The organism is Vibrio sp. IB15 (assembly GCF_016406055.1).
GTDB lineage: Bacteria > Pseudomonadota > Gammaproteobacteria > Enterobacterales > Vibrionaceae > Vibrio > Vibrio chagasii.
Window position 1 is genome coordinate 18,031 of the sequence record NZ_JAEFCE010000044.1, and the last position, 20,692, is coordinate 38,722.

General features: G+C 45.5%; 17 protein-coding genes. 8 read left to right on the top strand and 9 right to left on the bottom strand.

The genetic code is table 11. The features are described 5' to 3' along the window. Positions 1-7: 7 nt before the first annotated feature. A complete protein-coding gene (locus JC606_RS16070; RefSeq protein ID WP_061033327.1) occupies positions 8-1,039 on the top strand; it encodes a M23 family metallopeptidase in 1,032 nt (343 codons plus the stop codon). A 129-nt stretch (positions 1,040-1,168) separates the two neighbouring features. On the opposite strand, the gene tyrA is transcribed toward JC606_RS16070, so the two are convergent. The 4 genes from tyrA to JC606_RS16090 all read right to left on the bottom strand — a co-directional run bounded on the left by tyrA (position 1,169) and on the right by JC606_RS16090 (position 5,567). Further along, positions 1,169-2,296, bottom strand: a complete 1,128-nt coding sequence (tyrA, locus tag JC606_RS16075) for a bifunctional chorismate mutase/prephenate dehydrogenase (RefSeq protein ID WP_137408519.1) — start codon at positions 2,294-2,296, stop codon at positions 1,169-1,171. 101 nt (positions 2,297-2,397) lie between these two features. After that, positions 2,398-3,471, bottom strand: a complete 1,074-nt coding sequence (locus JC606_RS16080; RefSeq protein WP_198778961.1) for a 3-deoxy-7-phosphoheptulonate synthase — start codon at positions 3,469-3,471, stop codon at positions 2,398-2,400. Positions 3,472-3,717: 246 nt separating this feature from the next. Further along, a complete protein-coding gene (gene nagZ / locus JC606_RS16085) occupies positions 3,718-4,707 on the bottom strand; it encodes a beta-N-acetylhexosaminidase (RefSeq protein WP_198778962.1) in 990 nt (329 codons plus the stop codon). An 11-nt stretch (positions 4,708-4,718) separates the two neighbouring features. Further along, positions 4,719-5,567, bottom strand: coding sequence for a MurR/RpiR family transcriptional regulator (locus JC606_RS16090; RefSeq protein WP_061033331.1), 849 nt, complete (start codon positions 5,565-5,567; stop codon positions 4,719-4,721). A gap of 238 nt (positions 5,568-5,805) precedes the next feature. On the opposite strand from JC606_RS16090, the gene JC606_RS16095 reads away from it, so the two are divergent. The 4 genes from JC606_RS16095 to murQ are packed head-to-tail and all read left to right on the top strand — an operon-like array spanning position 5,806 to position 10,357. Next, positions 5,806-7,404 (top strand): sodium:solute symporter, encoded by a 1,599-nt coding sequence (locus tag JC606_RS16095; protein WP_198778963.1) that lies wholly within the window; start codon positions 5,806-5,808, stop codon positions 7,402-7,404. Continuing rightward, positions 7,401-8,270, top strand: coding sequence for a BadF/BadG/BcrA/BcrD ATPase family protein (locus JC606_RS16100; protein ID WP_198778964.1), 870 nt, complete (start codon positions 7,401-7,403; stop codon positions 8,268-8,270). The genes JC606_RS16095 and JC606_RS16100 overlap by 4 nt, the downstream gene beginning before the upstream one ends. Before the next feature lie 10 nt (positions 8,271-8,280). Beyond that, on the top strand, positions 8,281-9,393 hold the full coding sequence (locus JC606_RS16105; RefSeq protein WP_198778965.1) for an anhydro-N-acetylmuramic acid kinase: 1,113 nt from the start codon (positions 8,281-8,283) through the stop codon (positions 9,391-9,393). A 31-nt stretch (positions 9,394-9,424) separates the two neighbouring features. Further along, complete coding sequence (gene murQ, locus JC606_RS16110) at positions 9,425-10,357, top strand: N-acetylmuramic acid 6-phosphate etherase (RefSeq protein ID WP_198778966.1); 933 nt, start codon at positions 9,425-9,427, stop codon at positions 10,355-10,357. A 114-nt stretch (positions 10,358-10,471) separates the two neighbouring features. Here murQ and JC606_RS16115 read toward each other — a convergent pair whose 3' ends face one another. Continuing rightward, positions 10,472-10,822 (bottom strand): DUF2799 domain-containing protein, encoded by a 351-nt coding sequence (locus JC606_RS16115; RefSeq protein ID WP_102424021.1) that lies wholly within the window; start codon positions 10,820-10,822, stop codon positions 10,472-10,474. A gap of 333 nt (positions 10,823-11,155) precedes the next feature. Here JC606_RS16115 and JC606_RS16120 point away from each other — a divergent pair, with 333 nt between their 5' ends. The 3 genes from JC606_RS16120 to btsR all read left to right on the top strand — a co-directional run bounded on the left by JC606_RS16120 (position 11,156) and on the right by btsR (position 15,412). Continuing rightward, on the top strand, positions 11,156-12,643 hold the full coding sequence (locus JC606_RS16120; RefSeq protein ID WP_198778967.1) for a carbon starvation CstA family protein: 1,488 nt from the start codon (positions 11,156-11,158) through the stop codon (positions 12,641-12,643). A 264-nt stretch (positions 12,644-12,907) separates the two neighbouring features. Further along, positions 12,908-14,578: a sensor histidine kinase gene (locus JC606_RS16125; RefSeq protein ID WP_198778968.1), complete on the top strand. Its 1,671-nt coding sequence runs from the start codon at positions 12,908-12,910 to the stop codon at positions 14,576-14,578. A gap of 102 nt (positions 14,579-14,680) precedes the next feature. Then, positions 14,681-15,412, top strand: a complete 732-nt coding sequence (gene btsR / locus JC606_RS16130; protein ID WP_116870034.1) for a two-component system response regulator BtsR — start codon at positions 14,681-14,683, stop codon at positions 15,410-15,412. A gap of 104 nt (positions 15,413-15,516) precedes the next feature. Here the strand turns inward: btsR and ispH are convergent, their stop codons facing one another. The 4 genes from ispH to ileS form a co-directional block, all read right to left on the bottom strand. Next, on the bottom strand, positions 15,517-16,473 hold the full coding sequence (ispH, locus tag JC606_RS16135) for a 4-hydroxy-3-methylbut-2-enyl diphosphate reductase (protein WP_081090359.1): 957 nt from the start codon (positions 16,471-16,473) through the stop codon (positions 15,517-15,519). A 116-nt stretch (positions 16,474-16,589) separates the two neighbouring features. After that, positions 16,590-17,021 carry an FKBP-type peptidyl-prolyl cis-trans isomerase gene (gene fkpB / locus JC606_RS16140; protein ID WP_004739519.1) on the bottom strand — a complete coding sequence of 144 codons (432 nt, stop codon included), beginning with the start codon at positions 17,019-17,021 and terminating at the stop codon, positions 16,590-16,592. A gap of 159 nt (positions 17,022-17,180) precedes the next feature. Next, the gene (gene lspA / locus JC606_RS16145; RefSeq protein ID WP_004739521.1) at positions 17,181-17,681 is read right to left on the bottom strand and encodes a signal peptidase II; all 501 of its coding nucleotides are present in this window, start codon (positions 17,679-17,681) and stop codon (positions 17,181-17,183) included. Between the two features lie 160 nt (positions 17,682-17,841). After that, positions 17,842-20,682, bottom strand: a complete 2,841-nt coding sequence (ileS, locus tag JC606_RS16150; RefSeq protein WP_137408513.1) for an isoleucine--tRNA ligase — start codon at positions 20,680-20,682, stop codon at positions 17,842-17,844. Between the last annotated feature and the right edge of the window lie 10 nt (positions 20,683-20,692).

The following is a 20,692-nucleotide window of genomic DNA, read 5'->3' on the forward strand; positions in this document are numbered from 1 at the left end:
CAGAACCATGTCTAAAAAAGTGTCCATTACTATTCCCTCTAGTCAGGGGGAACAGACGTTTTACTTCGGTCGAAAAGCCGTACTCTTATGCATGACCTCCCTGCTCTCAGTACCGATGCTGATTGGTGGTGCAACCTACATGCACCTTGAGAGTAAAAACAAGCTAGCTGCACAAGCCGGTGATGCACAACAGTTAATTGAAACTCTGATTGTTGAAAAAGAGCAGACCGAGTTCTTATACGCGGAACAAGTTGAAACCAACCATAACCTTTCTCAAGCCTTAACTGAGAAAGAAGGGACGATTCAGTTACTCGGTAAGCGTGTATTCGATGTGGAATCCGTTCTAGGCCTGGCTGATGAAGAGTTACACACCGATGAGGTTTCACTAGAAGACCGCATTGATGCTGCAGCTGTCGATTCCGCGGTAAGAGCTACCATGTTCCGCTTAATTCCTAATGATAGTCCGATGGCTTATCAACGCATCTCGTCTTCATACGGTCGCCGTACTAACCCAATTACAGGCAAACGCCACAACCATACTGGTATCGACCTTACTTGTAAGCGTGGTGAAGATATCTTAGCACCAGCAGATGGTGTGATTGAAACCGTACGCCCAAGTAAGAAAGGCTTTGGTAACTTTATCACCATGCGCCATTCGTTTGGCTTCATGAGCTCTTACGCGCATCTGCAAAAATTCAAAGTTCGCAGCGGTCAGTTTGTTAGTAAAGGTGATGTGATTGCGAGCTGTGGTAACTCAGGTAACTCAACTGGCCCACATCTGCATTATGAAGTACGCTTCCTTGGTCGCTCATTGAACCCTCAATACTTGATGGATTGGACACCAGAAAACTTCAATTACGTGTTTGAGAAAGAAAAAAAGGTGAAATGGGGCCCACTCGTTCAGCTGATTGATAACGTGGTTCGCTTGCAGATCAACCTAACTAACGTGCCTTACATCAGTTCAACTATCGACACAGTATCCAGCGATGATAACCGAGTATCGAACGAGAATAACAAAGAGCCTATCGTGACTAACTAGGTTTGTTCGTTTGGCCCATGATGATCCAAATGCATTTCGCCTACTATAGGCCAAATGCAATATCGGCATTCAACACAAACAAAAAGAGCGACCAAACGGTCGCTCTTTTTTATTTTTCAAACCACACTATTAACCGCGATGAATCGAGTCATGTGCTTGTTTTAACAGGCTTTGACTCTCTTGCAAGAATTGCTGTGAGTAGTCACCAAACCAATCACTCACCTGGTCAAAACTCTCAACGAACTTGGCTTTGTCTTTTCCGTCTAAGATCTCGAGTGCTTCACCAAAACAACGGTGGAAGCGTCGAATCATCTCAATGTTCTCATCTGAAGATAGGATGATGTCACCGTACAAGTTCGGGTCTTGAGCAAATAGACGACCAACCATCGCAATCTCTAGACGGTAGATTGGGGAGCTAAGCTTCAGAAGTTGGTCGATGTTCGGGTTCTCTTTGCTTAGGTGTAGACCGTAAGCAAAAGAGGTAAAGTGGCGAAGCGCTTGAATCAGAGTCATGCCGTGATCGTGCTCAGCAGCATCCATCTGACATAGGCTCGCACCCCAGATACTAAATTGCTCCAGTAGCCATTGGTAACTTTCAGAACCACGCCCATCACTGTAAACAATCACCTGTTTCGCTAGGCTTGGTACATCAGGGCCAAACATAGGGTGAAGACCAACAACAGGGCCTTGGTGCATATTCATCATTGCTTGCAGCGGCTTTGATTTAATCGATGTTAAATCACAAAGAATACAATCGCTTGGCAGGTTACCAAGTTTCGCAATCACACCTTCCGTTAAGTGAATTGGAACGGTAACAACCACAAGACCAGCGTTATCTAGGATTTCATCGGCTTTATCCCAATCTTGACTACCAAGGACTTTCACTTCGTAGCCAGAAAGCTTAAACATACGACCAAATAAGCCACCCAGCTGACCATTACCACCAACGATAACCACTGAACGTAATTCTGGGTTAAGACACTTAAAACCAGAGTCTTTTTCGCTGGCATAAGATTCACGCATAGTTCGACGCAAAATATCTTCGATGAGCTGTGGTGGAACCCCTATTTTTTCTGCTTCTTGACGACGAGACGCCAACATTGCCGCTTCACGCTCCGGCACATAAATAGGTAATCCATGTTCACTTTTCACTTCACCAACTTTCTCAACAAGAGCAAGTCGCTGAGCCAGTAAATCCAGCATCTGTTTATCGACAGCATCAATTTGGTCGCGTAATTCGTTCAGTTCAACGGCCATTTTATTCCTTACTAATCTATAAGCCCGTACCAACGCCGATTTCGTTAGTAACAGATCTTAAAATGCCCCATTAGATGAGGCACTTAACTTTTAAACTCTGACTAACCTTTCAAACGGTTCTCTAAGAACGGGACTAGTTCCGTATGTGCATGTTTCAATAGTGCCTCAGTTGTGTCCCAATTGATACACGCGTCGGTAATTGAAACGCCGTATTTCATCTCATTGAGAGGTATATCAGAAGATTGGTTTCCTTCGTTGATATGGCTTTCAATCATAAGGCCGATGATCGACTTGTTACCTTCACGAACTTGATGAATCACATCTTCGGCAACCAGAGGCTGGCGACGGAAGTCTTTGCGAGAGTTAGCGTGGCTACAGTCAACCATCAGTGCTGCTTCTAAACCTGACTTACCAAGCTCTTGCTCACATTCGTGTACGGATACTGAATCGTAGTTCGTTTGCTTACCGCCACGTAAAATAACATGACCGTTTGGGTTACCTTGAGTAGTTAATAGTGCAACTTGACCTTCACGGCTGATACCCATGAAACGGTGACTAGAAGAAGCTGCCTGCATCGCATTGATTGCTGTGCCTAGGTTGCCATCTGTACCGTTTTTGAAACCAATAGGCATTGAAAGACCACTTGCCATTTCACGGTGCGTTTGTGATTCCGTTGTACGTGCGCCGATCGCCGCCCAGCTGAATGTATCTGCTAGGTATTGCGGGCTGATTGGGTCTAGTGCTTCTGTTGCCAGTGGAATTTCCATCTCAGCAAGTTCAACCAGTAATTCACGACCTACATGCAAACCATGCTCAATATCGAAAGTACCATCTAGATGAGGGTCGTTGATTAAACCTTTCCAGCCCACCGTAGTACGAGGCTTTTCAAAGTAAACACGCATAACAATATACAGTTGATCGCTAAGTTGCTCAGATAAAGCTTTTAGGCGTTTCGCGTACTCTTTTGCCGCTTCAACATCATGGATAGAACACGGGCCACATACAACTAGCATGCGGTGATCTTTCTTATGGATGATGTTTGCGATAGTTTGACGAGACTCTTGAATGAAACGACGAGCATTATCACTCAAAGGCAGTTTTGCTTTTAACTCCTCAGGAGTAATCAGTACCTGTTCGTCGATAATATTGACATTGCTTAATTCACTTTTCTGCATAACTCAACCTGTATATTTATTTTTACACCCAACATTTCCATTTGGGTTAACAATCTTTAAAAACACAATAACAGCTACAAAAACGATTGCAAGCGTAAACAATAAAAAACATCAGGTGTAAATTTAAATTTACACCGCAGATTTTAAGTCGTTTTAATTAGATTGCCAGCTTAAACCACAGTCAATACAAACAAAAAGGCGATATTTCTCATATCGCCTTCTTTAAATTTGTAGAGTGTTTATTTATCACGCATCGTTTAGCATTCGCTTAATCTGCTCTGAAGCCTCTTTCCATCGGGTATCAGAGTGAAGAGTCGGCAAATCAAAGCTGTGTTTTTTAAGCAATGAGTTGGCTAAAGGCACCTCTTGAATCGCTAAGTGATCAAGAGCCTCAATTTGTGCATCTCGTTTATTACACATCAACACCATGTCACAGCCCGCACTCAAGGCTGCTTTTGCTCTGTCGGCTGGTCCGCCCATGATCGCAGCACCTTCCATCGTTAAATCATCAGAGAAGATCAAGCCTTTAAAGCCCAGCTTTTGTCTCAATACTTTCTGTAACCAATATTGAGAGCCACTTGCTGGTTGGTCATCGTAATGAGAGAAAACCACGTGTGCAGGCATCATCGCATCTAATATTCCCGCTTCAATTTGCGCCTTAAAAATCGCCATATCGGTTTCAAAGATATCGTCTCGAGGGTCGTAAGGCGTTTCTAGATGCGAATCAGCTATCACACCACCATGGCCAGGGAAGTGCTTTCCAGTTGTCGCCATACCAACGGACTTCATGCCTTTGATGAATGCACTGCTATGACGAACAATGGTATCAATATCTTCACCAAACGCTCGGTTGCCAATCGCTTTGCATTGATGACCTTTATCTAATACTGGTGCAAAACTTAGATCGATATCATGAGCAATCAGCTCCGCTGCCATCAACCAACCAGCTTGTTCAGCTAATTGTTCACCATTCTTTTGAGTCGCGAACTCTTGAGCAGCTGGGATAATAGAAAAACCATCGCGGAAACGCTGTACTCGTCCACCTTCTTGGTCAACACCAATTAAAATAGGACGCTTAGCCGCTTTTCGAATCTCTTTATTTAAAGCCGATAGCTGCTTGCTATCGTGGTAGTTTCTAGCAAATAAAATGAGACCACCAACAGTTGGGTGCTCTAAAATTTCTTTGTCTTCCGCAGTCAGTTCGTAGCCTGCAACATCAACCCACAACGGTCCCATAATATGTCCCTCTATTGCTTAAATTCCGCTACCGCAGATTTACTTTGTTCGATTAATTGGTCAGCTTGCTCTTCTTGCTGAGTTAACGCAATGAACAACAAGTCAGTAATATAAAGTTGGCTATCACGCGCTGTGATAGAGGAACTACGAATATGGTTCTCGTCAGCCGCCGAAATGAGTTTGATATCAGCATACTTGTCCAGAGCCGAAGGAGATAACTGGCTAATCACAATGACCTTGGCCTTTTTCGATCTCGCTAACTGAGCCACTTTTACAACTTCTCTGGTTTTTCCTGAATAGGAAATCGCTACCAACACATCATTTTCAGTAAGCGATGCCGCGTTGGCAATCTGAATATGAGCATCAGGTTCCGCATGAACCGCATGACCAATCTTCATCAGCTTATAAGCGAAATCTTTCGCGACTAGCGACGATGCTCCAACACCTGAAATTTGAATTTTATTGGCAAGGTGCAGTAGGTCAGCGGCATTACTCAGCTGTTCGCCCTCATTTAATAACACGGTACGTTCAAGCGATTGTGTTTTACTTGCAAGAAGTTTGTCCATCACGGTATCTGGCGAATCTTTTCTGGTGATGGTGCCGTGTATGCCTCGTTGAGAAACAGGCTGATAACTCATATCACTCTGATAGAGTTTCACCTTCATTTCAGAAAAGCCTTTATAACCGATCTTCTGACTAAACTTGACGATCGTCGACTGACTCACCCCTACCGCTTTCGCTAATTCAGGGGAAGAGAGTTGCTTAACCTGCTGCGGGTGATCCAATACATATCGTGCCACCAGCGAATCCGATGGAGAAAGCTTGGGTAATAACGCTTTTACTTTCGCAATGCCTTTCACTCGATCTATCTCCCTCTTTCAGCCTGTCATCATAACGAGTTTTGCCTTTCTATTGGAATAATTATTCCTTTCCATTTCCTGATTTGGAATAGCTAACACAACCTTCTGGGAGCATCGTCAAAGAAAACCACTGGTCACTATTCCACCAAGGAATAGATTTTGAAACTCATTATTCAAACAGTCATTCTGGAAAAATAATAATAAACACCCTCTTATCTATTCACGCTACGGAGCTGCTATGAATTCACTGTTTACTTCGCTGGATTGGGCGGTATTTGCGATTTATTTCGCTGTTATCGCCTTCACCGGTTGGCATTTCAGCCGAACCAAAATCACGAGTACCAAGGACTACTTTTTAGGTGGTAACTCAATGCCAATGTGGGTGGTCGCTATTTCAGTGCTGGCGACATCACAATCAGCAGCAACGTTTTTAGGTGGACCAGAATCGAGCTACCGTGGAGACCTCACTTACCTAGCCACCAATATTGGCGGTATTCTGGGTGCCATTTTTGTCGCACTTGTTCTGATCCCTCGCTTCTATCAAAACAAAGTGTCTACAGTATATGAGTTACTGAAAGTACGCTTTGGCGAGAAGACCAAGCAGCGTGCCGGTGTAATGTATTTGGTGGGTCGTGTGTTTGCTTCTGGTGCTCGTCTGTATATGGCGGCTATCGCAGTATCCATGATTCTGTTTACTAATATTGACCCTAGCAGCGTTATCACTTCCGTGGTGATTCTGGTCACCGTTGGCCTCGCTTACACCTACATGGGCGGTATCCGCTCGGTTATCTGGAGTGATCTTATCCAACTCGTGGTGTACGTCGGTGCAGCCATTGCGGTCATTATCTACTTATTAGGCCAGATCCCGGCAGATTTCAGTCAAATCGCACAAGTGCTTGCAACCCCTGGCGAAGGTCAATCTTCTAAGCTGACCTTACTCGATTTCACTCTGGATTTAACACCTGCTGGTACTTTCAGCTTCTGGGCATGTATTACTGGTTTTGTACTACTGAACATTGGTGCGTTTGGTCTTGATCAAGACATGACCCAGCGAGTTCTAACCTGTAAAGATGCCAAGCAAGGCTCTAAGGCGATGATCAACTCAATCATCTTCTCTATCCCTGTTGTGTTGGTCTTCATGTCGATTGGCCTGCTTCTGTATGTTTTCTATCAAAGACCGGACCTGATGGGTGTCGAAGGAAAAGATGTCGTGCAGAGCTTTAATGGTGAGAACGTAACAATTTTCATGTACTACGTGCTCAATGAAATGCCAGCAGGCCTTCGAGGCTTAGTGACCGTTGGTGTGGTTGCAGCAGCGCTTTCAACACTAAACTCAGGTTTGAATTCAATGTCTTCTGTTGCGATTCAAGATATCTACAAACCATGGTTAGAAGCTCGTAAAGGCGAACGAGATGACTTCCACTATGTAAAAGCGGGTCGCTTCGGTATGGCCGCAGCTGCGCTAGCCTTAGGTAGCATGGGTATCTTATGTTACTACTGGCAGCAATATACCGACATGCCATTATTGTCGTTCGCTTTGAGTGTGATGGTGTTTGCTTACACAGGATTATTGGGGGTCTACTTCACGGCGATTTTCACCGAGCGCGGCAATGAAACATCAGTAGCGTTGGCGCTTGTGGCCGGCTTCTTAACTACGTTACTGATGCAAGCTTATGTTTGGGATAACGTAATGGGTATGATTAATACGGATTGGGTGGGTGTTCGATTGGCCTTCCCGTATCAACTGTGTGTAGGTACCTTTGTATCATTGATCGTCTGTCTATCAGGCAAGAAGCAGCCTCAAGAAGCAAACAAACTACAAACAGTTAGCCAATGATTACTCATACTCTAGCCGTCGATGGTGGCGGCACAAAAACCGCAATGAGACTCAAGCGAATTTCGCCGACACCGAGCGTAATTAAAGAGCGTACTTTGGCCGCAACGTCATTGACCTTATACGGTGAAACAGCCATCACTCAACTCACTCATTACATTGAAGAAATGCTGAGTGTGAATCAGATAAGTCCGAAACAGTGTTATATTGTGGTCGGTGTTGCTGGCGCAGGTAATGCTCAACTAAAAGCGAAATTACAACTGGCACTGTCCCATTTCCCAAACCTGTATGTGACGAGCGATGCTGAAGCCTCGGTCGTTGGTGCAAATAGAGGGGAAGGCGTAAACTGTATTGCCATTGGCACTGGTTCGGTTGCGATTCAATTAGACAACCAATACGTGACCCATCAATTTGGCGGTTGGGGTTTCCCCATTGGCGATCAGGGTGGTGGCGCTTGGCTTGGTTTTAAAGCAGTTCAGCAAACACTTGTCGAGTTTGACACTCAACGTTGCTCGTTAACGAGTCAACTGGTCATGAAGAAAACAGGCAATGTCCGCAGTGCGATTCTAAAATGGACTCGCTCAGCCAACGCAACCGATTATGCTCAACTTGCAAAAGAGCTTGTCGAATTAGAACCATGTTGTCCGACGGCAAAAAACATCGTTGAGCAAGGTATTCAAGAAATTGAGCGGCTTGCACGAACATGCTCAGACAACAACTCACTACCGATCATGTTCTTAGGCAGCTTAGGCGCTTTCTATCGTGACAAACTGCCACAAGCGCTACAAGATCGCAGCTTAGAGGTTCAAGGTAATGCTTTAGATGGCGCAGAAATCATCGCACATCAAAAGCTTCGCCCGCTTAATTAAGGAAATGACCATGAAGTCAGAGTTATACATTGGCGTGATGTCAGGCACGAGCATGGACGGCGTTGATACGGCACTGGTGTCGATAGAAGACAACCGGATCACACTGCTTGCTCATGATGAGTTTCCAATGCCAAAGCAACTCAAAACACGCTTGCTTAATGTATGTATCGGTCAGCAAACTGACTTGATTGCCATTGGTGAGCTCGACCACCAGCTTGGCCACCTGTTTGCTGATGCTGTTCTGCAGCTTCTCGCCAAGTCAGAGACTCCAGCATCCGCTGTCACTGCAATTGGCAATCATGGTCAAACGGTATTCCACCAACCAACAGGCGACTCTCCCTTTACCATGCAGTTAGGCGATGCCAACATTATTGCTGCTAAAACCGAGATTCAAACCGTCGCAGATTTTAGACGTAAAGACATGGCGCTTGGTGGACAAGGTGCACCACTGGTCCCCGCTTTTCACCATACTATTTTTCAACCGCAAGAAAGCTCAGTTGTTGTGCTGAACATTGGTGGCATATCGAATATTTCAGTACTGCGCCCGAATCAACCAACACTTGGTTATGATACAGGCCCAGGCAATATGTTAATGGACGCTTGGGTAGATAAACACACGGGTGAAAAATTTGACCGCGACGCTCAGTTCGCATTTCAAGGTCAAGTCAATCAAGCCTTATTAAAACAACTGCTGGAAGCGTCTTATTTATCTCTAACACCACCGAAAAGTACCGGTAGAGAGCTATTCAACCTGCCTTGGTTGGAGCAACAATTAACAGAATTTAATGACATCTCAGCACAAGATGTCCAACGCACGCTTTGCGAATACACGGCTTTGACGATAGCCAATGAAGTCGAGGCTTACCGCTTAGGTAACGCCCCAGCATTGTATGTATGTGGTGGTGGGGTTAGAAACCCATTATTGATGAAGAGGCTTTCTGAGCTTCTACCAAGCTGGGAGGTTGCCTCAACCACCAGCAAAGGTGTAGACGCTGACTATATGGAAGCGATGGCTTTTGCTTGGCTTGCTCAACGTCATGTCCATCAACTACCGAGTAATTTACCAGAAGTGACTGGTGCAAGTAGATCTGCCTCTCTAGGCGTTCTATACAGTGCTAACTAAACCATTTTAGAATCATCATTTAAGGATCATTATGAGTAACGACGCTCTCATATCAGCGCTCTCGCACCTCGTTTCGGAGGGGAGAAACCCTGACACTATGGATATTGATCTACTCACTTCTCTTGAAGTGGTTGAAAAGATTAACCAACAAGACAAACAAGTCCCACTAGCGATCGAAGCTGAACTGCCACAAATTGCTAAAGCCGTTGATAAAATCGCTGACGCCTTTCAAAACGGTGGACGGCTGATTTACATGGGCGCTGGCACCAGTGGTCGATTGGGCGTATTAGATGCCTCAGAGTGCCCGCCTACATTTGGCGTTTCAGACAAAATGGTTATCGGCCTTATCGCCGGCGGACCAGAAGCCATTTTGAAAGCAAAAGAAGGAGCTGAAGATTCGCTGACGTTAGGCATCGATGATCTGAAGGCGATTCAATTTTCAGAAAAGGATGTTGTGGTTGGCATTGCGGCAAGCGGGCGTACGCCTTACGTGATTGGCGCACTCAACTACGCCAATCAAACCGGTGCAGTGACGGTTGCTCTGTCTTGTAATCCAGATTCGCCAATTGCTGATATTGCTCAGATCGCGATAAGCCCAGTGGTTGGCCCAGAGGCACTAACGGGGTCAACAAGGCTGAAATCCGGTACAGCGCAAAAACTGGTTCTTAATATGCTGACCACAGCGAGCATGATTCGTATTGGTAAGAGCTACCAGAACCTGATGGTCGACGTAAAAGCGACCAACGAAAAGCTAGTAGCCCGCGCCGCTCGTATCGTTATTCAAGCAACCGAATGTGATAAAGCGTTGGCAGTGTCGACACTTAAAACCACTGACTACGACGTTAAGCTAGCGATTTTAATGATTCTGACCGGGCTTGATTTGCAGGCGGCGAAGGCTCAGCTTGACCAGCAGAACGGCTTTTTAAGAAAAGCGGTCGAGAATAATCAGTCAATGTCGGATTAATCTTCAATACTGACGAAAGCGTGATACAAAAAACCAGTACACATAATGTACTGGTTTTTTTTCAATTTAAGCTTAATGATTCCGCTTAAGAGGTGTGATTAATCACGAGCGAAGTTAGTGGTCGTTTGAAAACTCATCCCAGCCACGTTGCCACTCCATACGGAAACGCTGGGCATCTTCGGTACCAGAACAAACACCTTCATACACCTGACCAGATAGGCCAATCTGGTATGCGTGGTTAGGGTTACAATATTCAGTCACACCAATTTGGTAACCTTCGTTGTAACTTGCTTGGTCAACCGCGCCCAATTCTGCCATCTCTGAATACGAACGTTGAGTGTTGCCTTTAATACCATCGCGGTAGCCAATCTCTTGCCAGTTGCCTTCTGCCGCTAAATCTTGAACATTGGCGCTGCATCCTGCAAGGCTAAATGCTACGGCGAATAGTGCTATTATCTTTTTCATTTCAATCCTTTATATTTCCCTAGCCACTTCTAAATGAAGCTTTGCCTCTGTTGGTGATTCTCCGCTGAACGGGAGCTGATGTCCACTCATCTCTGTTATCTACCGTTGCTCTCTATTACGCGCCGTTTAACGCTCACCATCGACCACTTAACAGAAGCACGATACTTCTCAACACTTCTACCCCACCACTCAACAAAGGTCACAAACCACTAAACCGGTTATAACACCACTTAATTAGCTATTCGACCACTCACTCCAGTAGCGGAAGTTTCTTTCCATACACTCCTCTAATATACACCCTGACTTAATTAATACATTCAGGGATAACAAATTATGATGTGGTTTCTTACCTGTGTCGCAGCACTCATTGGTGGCTACTTTATTTACGGTACCTTTATCGAGAAGATTTTTGGTATCAATGAAAAGCGTCAAACACCTGCTCACACTAAGCAAGACGGCGTGGACTACGTTCCAATGTCGACTCCAAAGGTATACCTAGTTCAACTGCTAAACATTGCAGGTGTAGGTCCAATCTTCGGCCCTATAATGGGTGCCCTATACGGCCCAGCAGCAATGCTATGGATCGTACTAGGTTGTATCTTCGCAGGTGCAGTACACGACTACTTCTCAGGTATGTTATCTATCCGTAATGGCGGTGCTTCGGTTCCTACCATCACTGGACGTTACCTAGGCAATGGCGCAAAACACTTTATGAATATCTTTGCCATTGTTCTACTGCTTCTAGTTGGTGTGGTATTCGTTTCTGCTCCAGCAGGCATGATCACTAACCTAGTGAATGACCAAACTGATTTCACGATGTCTGCAACAACTATGGTTGTTGTTATCTTTGCTTACTACATCATCGCAACGATTGTCCCTGTCGATAAAATCATTGGTCGCTTCTACCCACTGTTCGGTGCTCTACTTATCTTCATGTCTGTAGGTCTAATCACCGCAATTGGCTTCTCTGATGAACACCAAATCATGGGTGGTTTTGAAATCAGCGACATGTTCACCAACATGAACCCGAACGACCTACCACTATGGCCTGCTCTATTCATCACTATCGCTTGTGGTGCAATCTCTGGCTTCCACGCAACTCAGTCACCTCTGATGGCGCGTTGTATGGAAAACGAGAAGAACGGTCGCTTCGTATTCTACGGTGCAATGATTGGTGAAGGCATCATCGCTCTTATCTGGTGTGCACTTGCACTGTCGTTCTTCGGTTCAGTTGAGTCTCTATCTGAAGCGGTAGCAAACGGCGGTCCAGGTAACGTGGTATACAGCGCTTCATTTGGCCTACTAGGTGTATTCGGCGGTATCCTTGCTTTCCTAGGCGTGGTTATCCTACCAATCACATCTGGTGACACTGCATTCCGCTCAAGCCGTCTAATCCTTGCTGAATACTTCAACATGGAACAGAAGACACTGCGTAACCGCCTACTGATGGCTCTACCACTGTTCGTTATCGGTGGCATCCTGACTCAAGTAGACTTCGGTATCATCTGGCGCTACTTCGGTTTCGCTAACCAATCAACAGCAGTAATGATGTTGTGGACGGCTTCTGCTTACCTGCTACGTCACAACAAACTGCACTGGGTAACAACGGTTCCAGCTATCTTCATGACGTCTGTGTGTATCACATTCATCCTGAACAACAGCCAACTTGGTTTCGGCCTACCAATGCAAATCTCAACTATCGTTGGTGTGATTAGTGCGCTGGGTGTTGCGGCTTACGTAATCAAGATTTCTAAAGGCAAAGGCGAAACTGACCTTGCTAATGAAGAAAAAGAAGCAAAAGGCGATACCAAAACAGCCTAGTTCTTTAAACTCTTTGTAAAAGACCAGTCTTCATAGAAAGACAAGAACAGCCAAACACAACTTCGCTTGTTCCGGCAATCACTCAGTGATTCATGGATATTAAGACTAAAGCCCATCCCCTGTGATGGGCTTTATTGTCTGTACTGGTTAGCAACAAGACAGTGTGAGCGCTAATCGCTCGATATAAGCCTTACAAACACAAGCAAAACTACCCTTACCACACAATGAGCTTTACACTTAACAAGCGTCTCAATAGGTGAAAATATGGAACTCATTCTCTCTCTGCTTCAACAAACCTGTGTCTACTTAGTGATCGCTTACATGCTAAGTAAAACCCCACTGATTCTCCCTTTGTTGAGCATCTCTTCACGCTTGAGCCACAAGATCAGCTGTTACGTTCTGTTCTCTTTGTTCTGTATTATGGGCACCTATTTCGGCCTACAGATAAATGATGCGATCGCCAACACACGTGCGATGGGCGCAGTCATGGGTGGCCTGTTTGGTGGCCCTGTGGTTGGCTTTGCGGTGGGTTTTACTGGCGGGATTCATCGCTACTCATTAGGTGGCTTCACCGACTTGGCCTGCGCGATTTCAACCACCGCAGAGGGCCTGATTGGTGGCTTGCTGCATGTGTACTTAGTCAGAAAAAACAAAGCCAGCCAGTTGTTTAATCCGATGGTGGTGTTCTCTGTGACGTTATTTGCAGAGATCATTCAGATGTTGATTCTGCTTGCGGTCGCCAAACCGTTTGAACAATCTTATGCGCTGGTTTCCGACATTGCAGCACCGATGATCATTGCCAACTCCGTGGGTGCAGCACTGTTCATGAGTATCATCCAAGACCGTAAAACCATCTTTGAGAAATACTCAGCGACCTTCTCGCGCCGCGCACTGACCATTGCCGAGCGTTCGGTGGGTATTCTTCATGGTGGTTTCACGTCTGATAACGCGCAGAAAATCGTGCGTATTATCTACGAAGAGACCAACGTAGGCGCTGTGGCAATCACTGACCGAGAAAAAATTCTCGCTTTCGTTGGCATTGGCGATGAGCACCATATCCCTAACACCCCTATTTCATCGCAAAGCACACTGACTTCGATGGAACAGAACGACATCATCTACCTCGATGGTAAAGAGAACCCATACCAATGCTCTCTCTCACAGGATTGTAAGCTGGGGTCAGCGTTGATTATCCCACTGCGTGCCGGTAACGAAGTCGTCGGCACCATTAAACTGTATGAGCCTAAACTGAAGCTGTTTTCAACCATCAACATGTCGATGGCTGAAGGTATTGCTCAGCTGTTATCGAGTCAAATCCTGTTCAGCAACTATCAGCAACAGCAAACCCTGCTCACTCAAGCTGAAATCAAACTGCTGCACGCACAGGTCAACCCCCACTTCTTGTTTAATGCACTCAATACCATCAGTGCCGTAACACGTCGTGATCCAGATAAAGCACGTGAGCTCATTCAGCACCTGTCTCACTTCTTCAGAAGCAACCTTAAACAGAATATTAATACCGTTAAGCTTAAAGACGAGCTCGCGCACGTTAATGCGTACCTGACGATCGAAAAGGCACGCTTTACCGACCGCTTAGAAATTGAATGGGGCATAGACCCACAACTGTTTGAGTCACAACTGCCAAGCTTTACCCTGCAACCTCTGGTTGAAAATGCCATTAAACATGGGATTTCAAATATGCTGGAAGGCGGCAAAGTGAAGATCTATAGCGAAGCTTTCCAAGGTGGATTTAGACTGATCGTCGAAGACAATGCTGGCAACTACCAGAAGCCATCTCAAGATCATGTGGGATTAGGGATGGAAATTGTTGATAAACGACTCACTAATTTCTTTGGACAAGACTCAGCACTAAAAATAGAATCTCAACCACAGCAATTTACTCGAATGAGCTTTATCATACCTATACTAAAATAATGGTGTTTCGTAGGTAATCGCTTCTCATTAGCGACATTTAGAAGCAGACATAAAAAAGATAGGCGGAATAAGCAGGGACAGAACAAAAATGAAGATTGCAGGATGTTAAAAGCACTCGTTATCGATGATGAGCTTTTTGCTCGCGAAGAGCTGATTGAGTTACTGACTGAAACGGGAGAAGTGGAAGTCATCGGTCAAGCAAGCAACGCGATCGAAGGACTTAAGCAGATCAACCTTCTTAAACCCGACGTGGTGTATCTGGATATTCAGATGCCTCAAGTTACAGGTATTGAGCTGTTGAGTATGCTTGACCCAGAGACCATGCCTTACGTGGTGTTTGTGACCGCTTACGATCAATACGCGATTCAAGCCTTTGAAGACAACGCTTTTGATTACCTGCTTAAGCCCGTTGAACCCTGCCGACTCAATAAAAGTGTTTCTCGACTGAATAAAGTCGTCAAGCAGAACCAAAAAGCACCAGAGCAAGATGTTGCTTCAATTGCTCCTTCACGCTTAGAACAGATTCCCTGTATTGGTCACAACCGCATTGTGATCATGGCGAGCCAAAGTGTCGAGTGTGCCTATTCTGATATCAGCGGCGTGCATGTTCGCTGTTCATCGCAAACGGCCACTTCACAATTGACGCTAAAGATCTTAGAAGAGAAGACCGATTTGATCCGCTGTCATCGACAATATTTGATCAACATAAAATCGATCCAAGAGATCAAGTTGCTAGAAAATGGATTAGCGGAGATCGTCACGCTTACCGGCTTTGAAGTGCCTGTGAGTCGTCGCTATCTCAAGACACTAAAAGAACAACTCGGTATCCAATAGCTTATCAAAGCGCACGATCAAAAAAGCCAACGTATCAACGTTGGCTTTTTACTGCTTGCGAATCGACGGTATGACGAATCGTTAATGTCACAAATCGATAGAGATTAATCGACTTGTTTAATCTGTAGCTCTTTTGGTACTTCGAAGAACATATTCTCTTCACGACCTTGAATCTCTTCAACGTCAGTAGCACCAAGCTCGCGAATTCGATCTAAGATTTGATTTACCAGCTCTTCAGGAGCAGATGCACCAGCCGTTACACCGATTTTCTTCTTGCCTTCAACCCATTCTGTTTGAATGTCTTCAGGGCAATCCGTTAGGTAACCAGGTGTGCCTAGTTTTTCAGCCAGCTCTTTCAAGCGTGTTGAGTTCGATGAGTTCTTAGAACCAACGACAATCACAACGTCAACGTCGTTTGCCATCTCACGCACAGCGTCTTGACGGTTTTGAGTCGCGTAACAGATGTCATCTTTACGAGGGCCTTGAATCTCAGGAAATACACGACGTAGCTCTTCGATTACGTCAGCTGTCTCATCAACAGATAGCGTCGTTTGGCTCACGTAATGCAGATTAGTTGGATCGTTTACCACTAGGTTTTGCACGTCTTCTGGTTTCTCAACCAAGTACATACCACCCGTTTGGCTCGCGTATTGACCCATAGTACCTTCAACTTCAGGGTGACCTGCGTGACCAATCAGTACCACTTCCATATGTTTGCGGCTCGCACGAGCAACCTCCATATGGACTTTAGTCACCAAAGGACACGTTGCATCGAATACCGTTAGCTCGCGCTCTTTCGCTTCTTTACGAACCGCTTGAGACACGCCGTGAGCAGAGAAGATCACGATGTTATCGTCTGGCACTTCGCTAAGTTCTTCGACAAAAATAGCACCGCGTTGTTTTAGCCCCTCAACAACAAAGCGGTTGTGTACCACTTCATGACGAACGTAGATCGGTGGCTGGTACATTTCGAGTGCGCGCTCGACAATGCTGATCGCACGATCAACACCGGCACAAAAGCCACGAGGGTTAGCTAACATTATTTTCATTTCATTGCTCATCATTTACCGCGGTACTAAGGTTGTTTCTATAGAGTTCGCCGTCAGCGAGGCTCGCATTCTACAGTGAAGCGCCTAGACAGTGAAGCTCTGGGTGACATCACAGCTGTAAGGTGATGTTAGTCGACAGCTAAGATATTGACGTCAAACGTAACATCTTGGCCTGCAAGTGGATGATTAAAATCAACCGTCACTGAATCGCCAGCGATCTCAGTGATAATACCTGGGATTTCCATACCGTCAGGGCCAGAAAATGCCATGATAGTGCCCACTTCAACCTCAGAGTCACCAACAAATTTAGCACGATCCATATGGTGGATATGATCTGGGTTAGGCATACCAAACGCATCTTCCGCTTTTAGGTCGATAGACTTTTCAGTACCTGCTTCAAGCCCAAGTAAGCACGCTTCAAAGTTCTCGCTTAGGCTACCATCGCCCATCACGAACTTCGCAGGTTTGCCCATATTTTCGGTACTATCGGCAACTGAACCATCCTTCATCTTAATCGTAAAATGTAGGGTTACTGCTGAATCATTTTTAATTGCTGCCACGTTACTTTCCTTAGACTTCTTTATTATTTGAGGATGCATTTTGCTTTGCTTCCTTGTTGACTGAAGCATAAAAAAAAGCGCCACCGGAATCAACCGACAGCGCTTAGGGCTATTCTATTCTGTGAGTCATAGACTGACTTTAGAGCATCTATTGAAAAGCTATTTGCTCTCGTCTTTCTTACGGAAACCATCTAGGATGATCATCGCGGCACCAATACAAATACCCATATCGGCTAAGTTGAATGCTGGCCAGTGGTAAGTGCCCCAGTAGAAATCTAAGTAATCGACAACAAAGCCATGTACGACACGGTCAAATACATTACCTACCGCACCACCAATGATGATGGCATAAGCGATGTTGTTCCACTTTTCTGTCGCTGGTAGTTTGCTCATCCAATACGTCAGCATGCCCGTTACAGCAAAGGCAATACCGGTAAATAACCAACGCTGCCAACCACTTTGATCACTCAAGAAGCTGAATGCGGCGCCGTAGTTATGAACGTACAAAAAGTTAAAGAACGGCAACACCTCAATACGGTTTGCCCAGCCATAACCCATATTGTCCATGACAAAGAGTTTGATGCCGATGTCTGCAAGAAAAACCAGCAGAGCTAACCATAACCAACGTACACCAGATTGTTTTAACGAAACTTCACTCATTTCTATTCCTAGTATTTACGAAGCGATTCCTCATTCGCATACTCGCTTTGAGTCGCCATTAAAAATCAGCTTGGTTAAACACATTTCCTATAACTAAAAATAACCCCAGTTGATACTGGGGCTATGATTTTTACAAAAAGTTCAGTCTTTCTCTGAGTCGTTATGCGAACTTACGCACTTCGCCTTCACCATCAACGTTTGATACACAACGGCCACAGATCTTCTCGTGTCCTTCAATTGTGCCTACGTCTGGTGTGTGGTGCCAACAACGGTCACACTTCTCAGCTTCTGTTGCTGCAACTTCAACGAATAGACCTTCAACGTCTGTCGCTTGAGCTGCATCAGACTTCTCGCTCAGTGGCTTAACAACCGCAGCAGAAGTGATAAGCACGAAACGTAGCTCATCTTCTAGCTTGTTGATCTTAGCCGCCAGTGCGTCGTCAGCGTACAGAGTTACTTCAGCTTGCAGTGCACCACCGATTGTTTTCTCTTTACGAGCGTCTTCAAGAAGCTTGTTCACAGCACCACGAACCGTTTGGATTTCAGCCCAGAATTCGTTGCTTAGCTCTTCGCCTTCAGCAAGACCGAATAGGCCTTCGAACCATTCGCCAGTAAACACGAACTTGTCACGAGCGCCAGGCATCTCGTTCCAGATTTCATCTGCAGTGAACGACATGATAGGTGCCATCCAACGAACTAGAGCTTCTACAATGTAGTAAAGCGCAGTCTGACAGCTACGTTGAGCATGGCTGCCCTGTTTTGCAGTGTACTGACGGTCTTTGATTACGTCTAGGTAGAAAGAACCCATTTCGATAGAACAGAACTGCATTAGACGCTGAGTTACACCGTGAGTGTTGTACTCACCGTATGCTTTCACGATCTCTTCTTGTGCAGCTTGTGCACGGCCAACAGCCCAGCGATCAAGTGCAACCATTTCTTCAGCAGGCACTAGGTCAGTTTCAGGGTTGAAACCGCTTAGGTTCGCTAGGAAGAAACGAGCAGTGTTACGAATACGACGGTAAGCATCAGCAGAACGCTTCAGGATTTCATCAGAAACCGCAACTTCACCAGTGTAGTCTGTAGAAGCAACCCATAGACGTAGGATATCTGCGCCTAGTTTGTTAGTTACATCTTTAGGAGCAACAACGTTACCGATAGATTTAGACATCTTACGGCCGTTACCATCTACTACGAAACCGTGCGTTAGCACTTGCTTGTATGGTGCTTCGTCCTTCATCGCGATAGATGAAATTAGAGAAGACTGGAACCAACCACGGTGTTGGTCAGAACCTTCAAGGTAAAGGTCAGCACTGTTGCCGTTGTACTCTTCACGAGAATCAACAACAGAGAAGTGCGTAACACCTGAATCGAACCATACGTCTAGTGTATCTAACACTTTTTCGTACTTGTCTGCGTCTTCAGCGCCCATTAGGTCTGCTGCGTCTACATCCCACCAAGCTTGAATGCCTTTCTCTTCAACTAGCTTCGCTACTTTTTCGATTAGCTCAGAGCTATCTGGGTGAAGTTCTGACGTTTCTTTATGAACGAACAGAGCAATTGGCACACCCCAAGTACGTTGACGAGAGATACACCACTCAGGACGACCTTCGATCATACCTTCGATACGGCTTTGACCCCACTCAGGCATCCACTCAACATTCTTCGTTGACTCTAGTGCTTTTGCACGTAGGCCAGCTTGATCCATAGAGATGAACCACTGTGGCGTTGCACGGAAGATGATTGGAGTTTTGTGTCTCCAACAGTGTGGGTAGCTGTGCTCGTAAGCGTGGTGATGCAGAAGTGCACCTTTCTCTTTTAGAACTTCTAAAACAGAGTCGTTCGCTTTGAATACGTGCTGACCAGCAAATAGCTCGGTATCTGGCAGGTAAACGCCGTTAGAGCCTACTGGGTTAGCGATTTCTAGGTTGTATTTCTTACCAACCACGAAATCCTCTTGACCGTGACCAGGAGCAGTGTGAACCACACCAGTACCTGAATCAGTCGTAACGTGATCACCTAAGATCGCAGGAACTGTGAAGTCGTAGAACGGGTGGTTGAACTGAGAAAGCTCAAGATCAGCACCAGTTGCAAAACCTAGGTTATGGAAGTGCTCGATACCCGCACGATCCATTACGTCTTTTGCTAGTTCAGAAGCAACAACGATACGTTGAGCTGGCTGGTCGCCATTCGCTTCAACTTGGATAAGTACGTATTCAAGATCATCACGTAGACATACTGCGCGGTTAGCTGGCAGAGTCCATGGTGTTGTTGTCCAGATAACGATAGAGATTTCGCCTTGACCAGCGTGGCCGTCAGCTAGAGAGAATTTATCTAGAAGCGCCGCTTCGTCAGCTGCAGTAAATTTCACATCGATAGATGGAGATACTTTATCTTTGTATTCAACTTCAGCTTCAGCCAGAGCAGAACCACAGTCAGTACACCAGTGAACAGGTTTGAAACCTTTCAGTAGGTGACCTTTGTCTGCGATTTTACCTAGAGAACGAATGATGTTCGCTTCTGTACCGAAATCCATAGTGCGGTAAGGTTTGCCCCACTCGCCCATGATGCCAAGACGTTTGAAGCTCTCTTTTTGACCTTCAACTTGGCCCGCAGCGTACTTACGACACTCTTCGCGGAATTCAGCAGCCGAAATCTTCTGACCTGGCTTACCTTTCTTCTTCTCAACCATTAGTTCGATTGGAAGACCGTGACAGTCCCAACCAGGGATGTACGGTGCATCAAAACCAGAAAGGGTCTTAGATTTAATAATAATGTCTTTAAGAATCTTATTCAGCGCGTGGCCAATGTGAATGTCGCCGTTCGCGTATGGAGGGCCATCATGCAGTACGAAAGATTTTTTACCTTTCTTTGCCTTACGGATTTCGCCGTAAAGATCTTCTTTGTACCAACGCTTAAGCATTTCTGGCTCACGATTTGCCAGATTGCCGCGCATTGGGAACCCTGTTTCTGGTAAGTTCAGGGTATCTTTATAATCACTCATCGATTCTTAA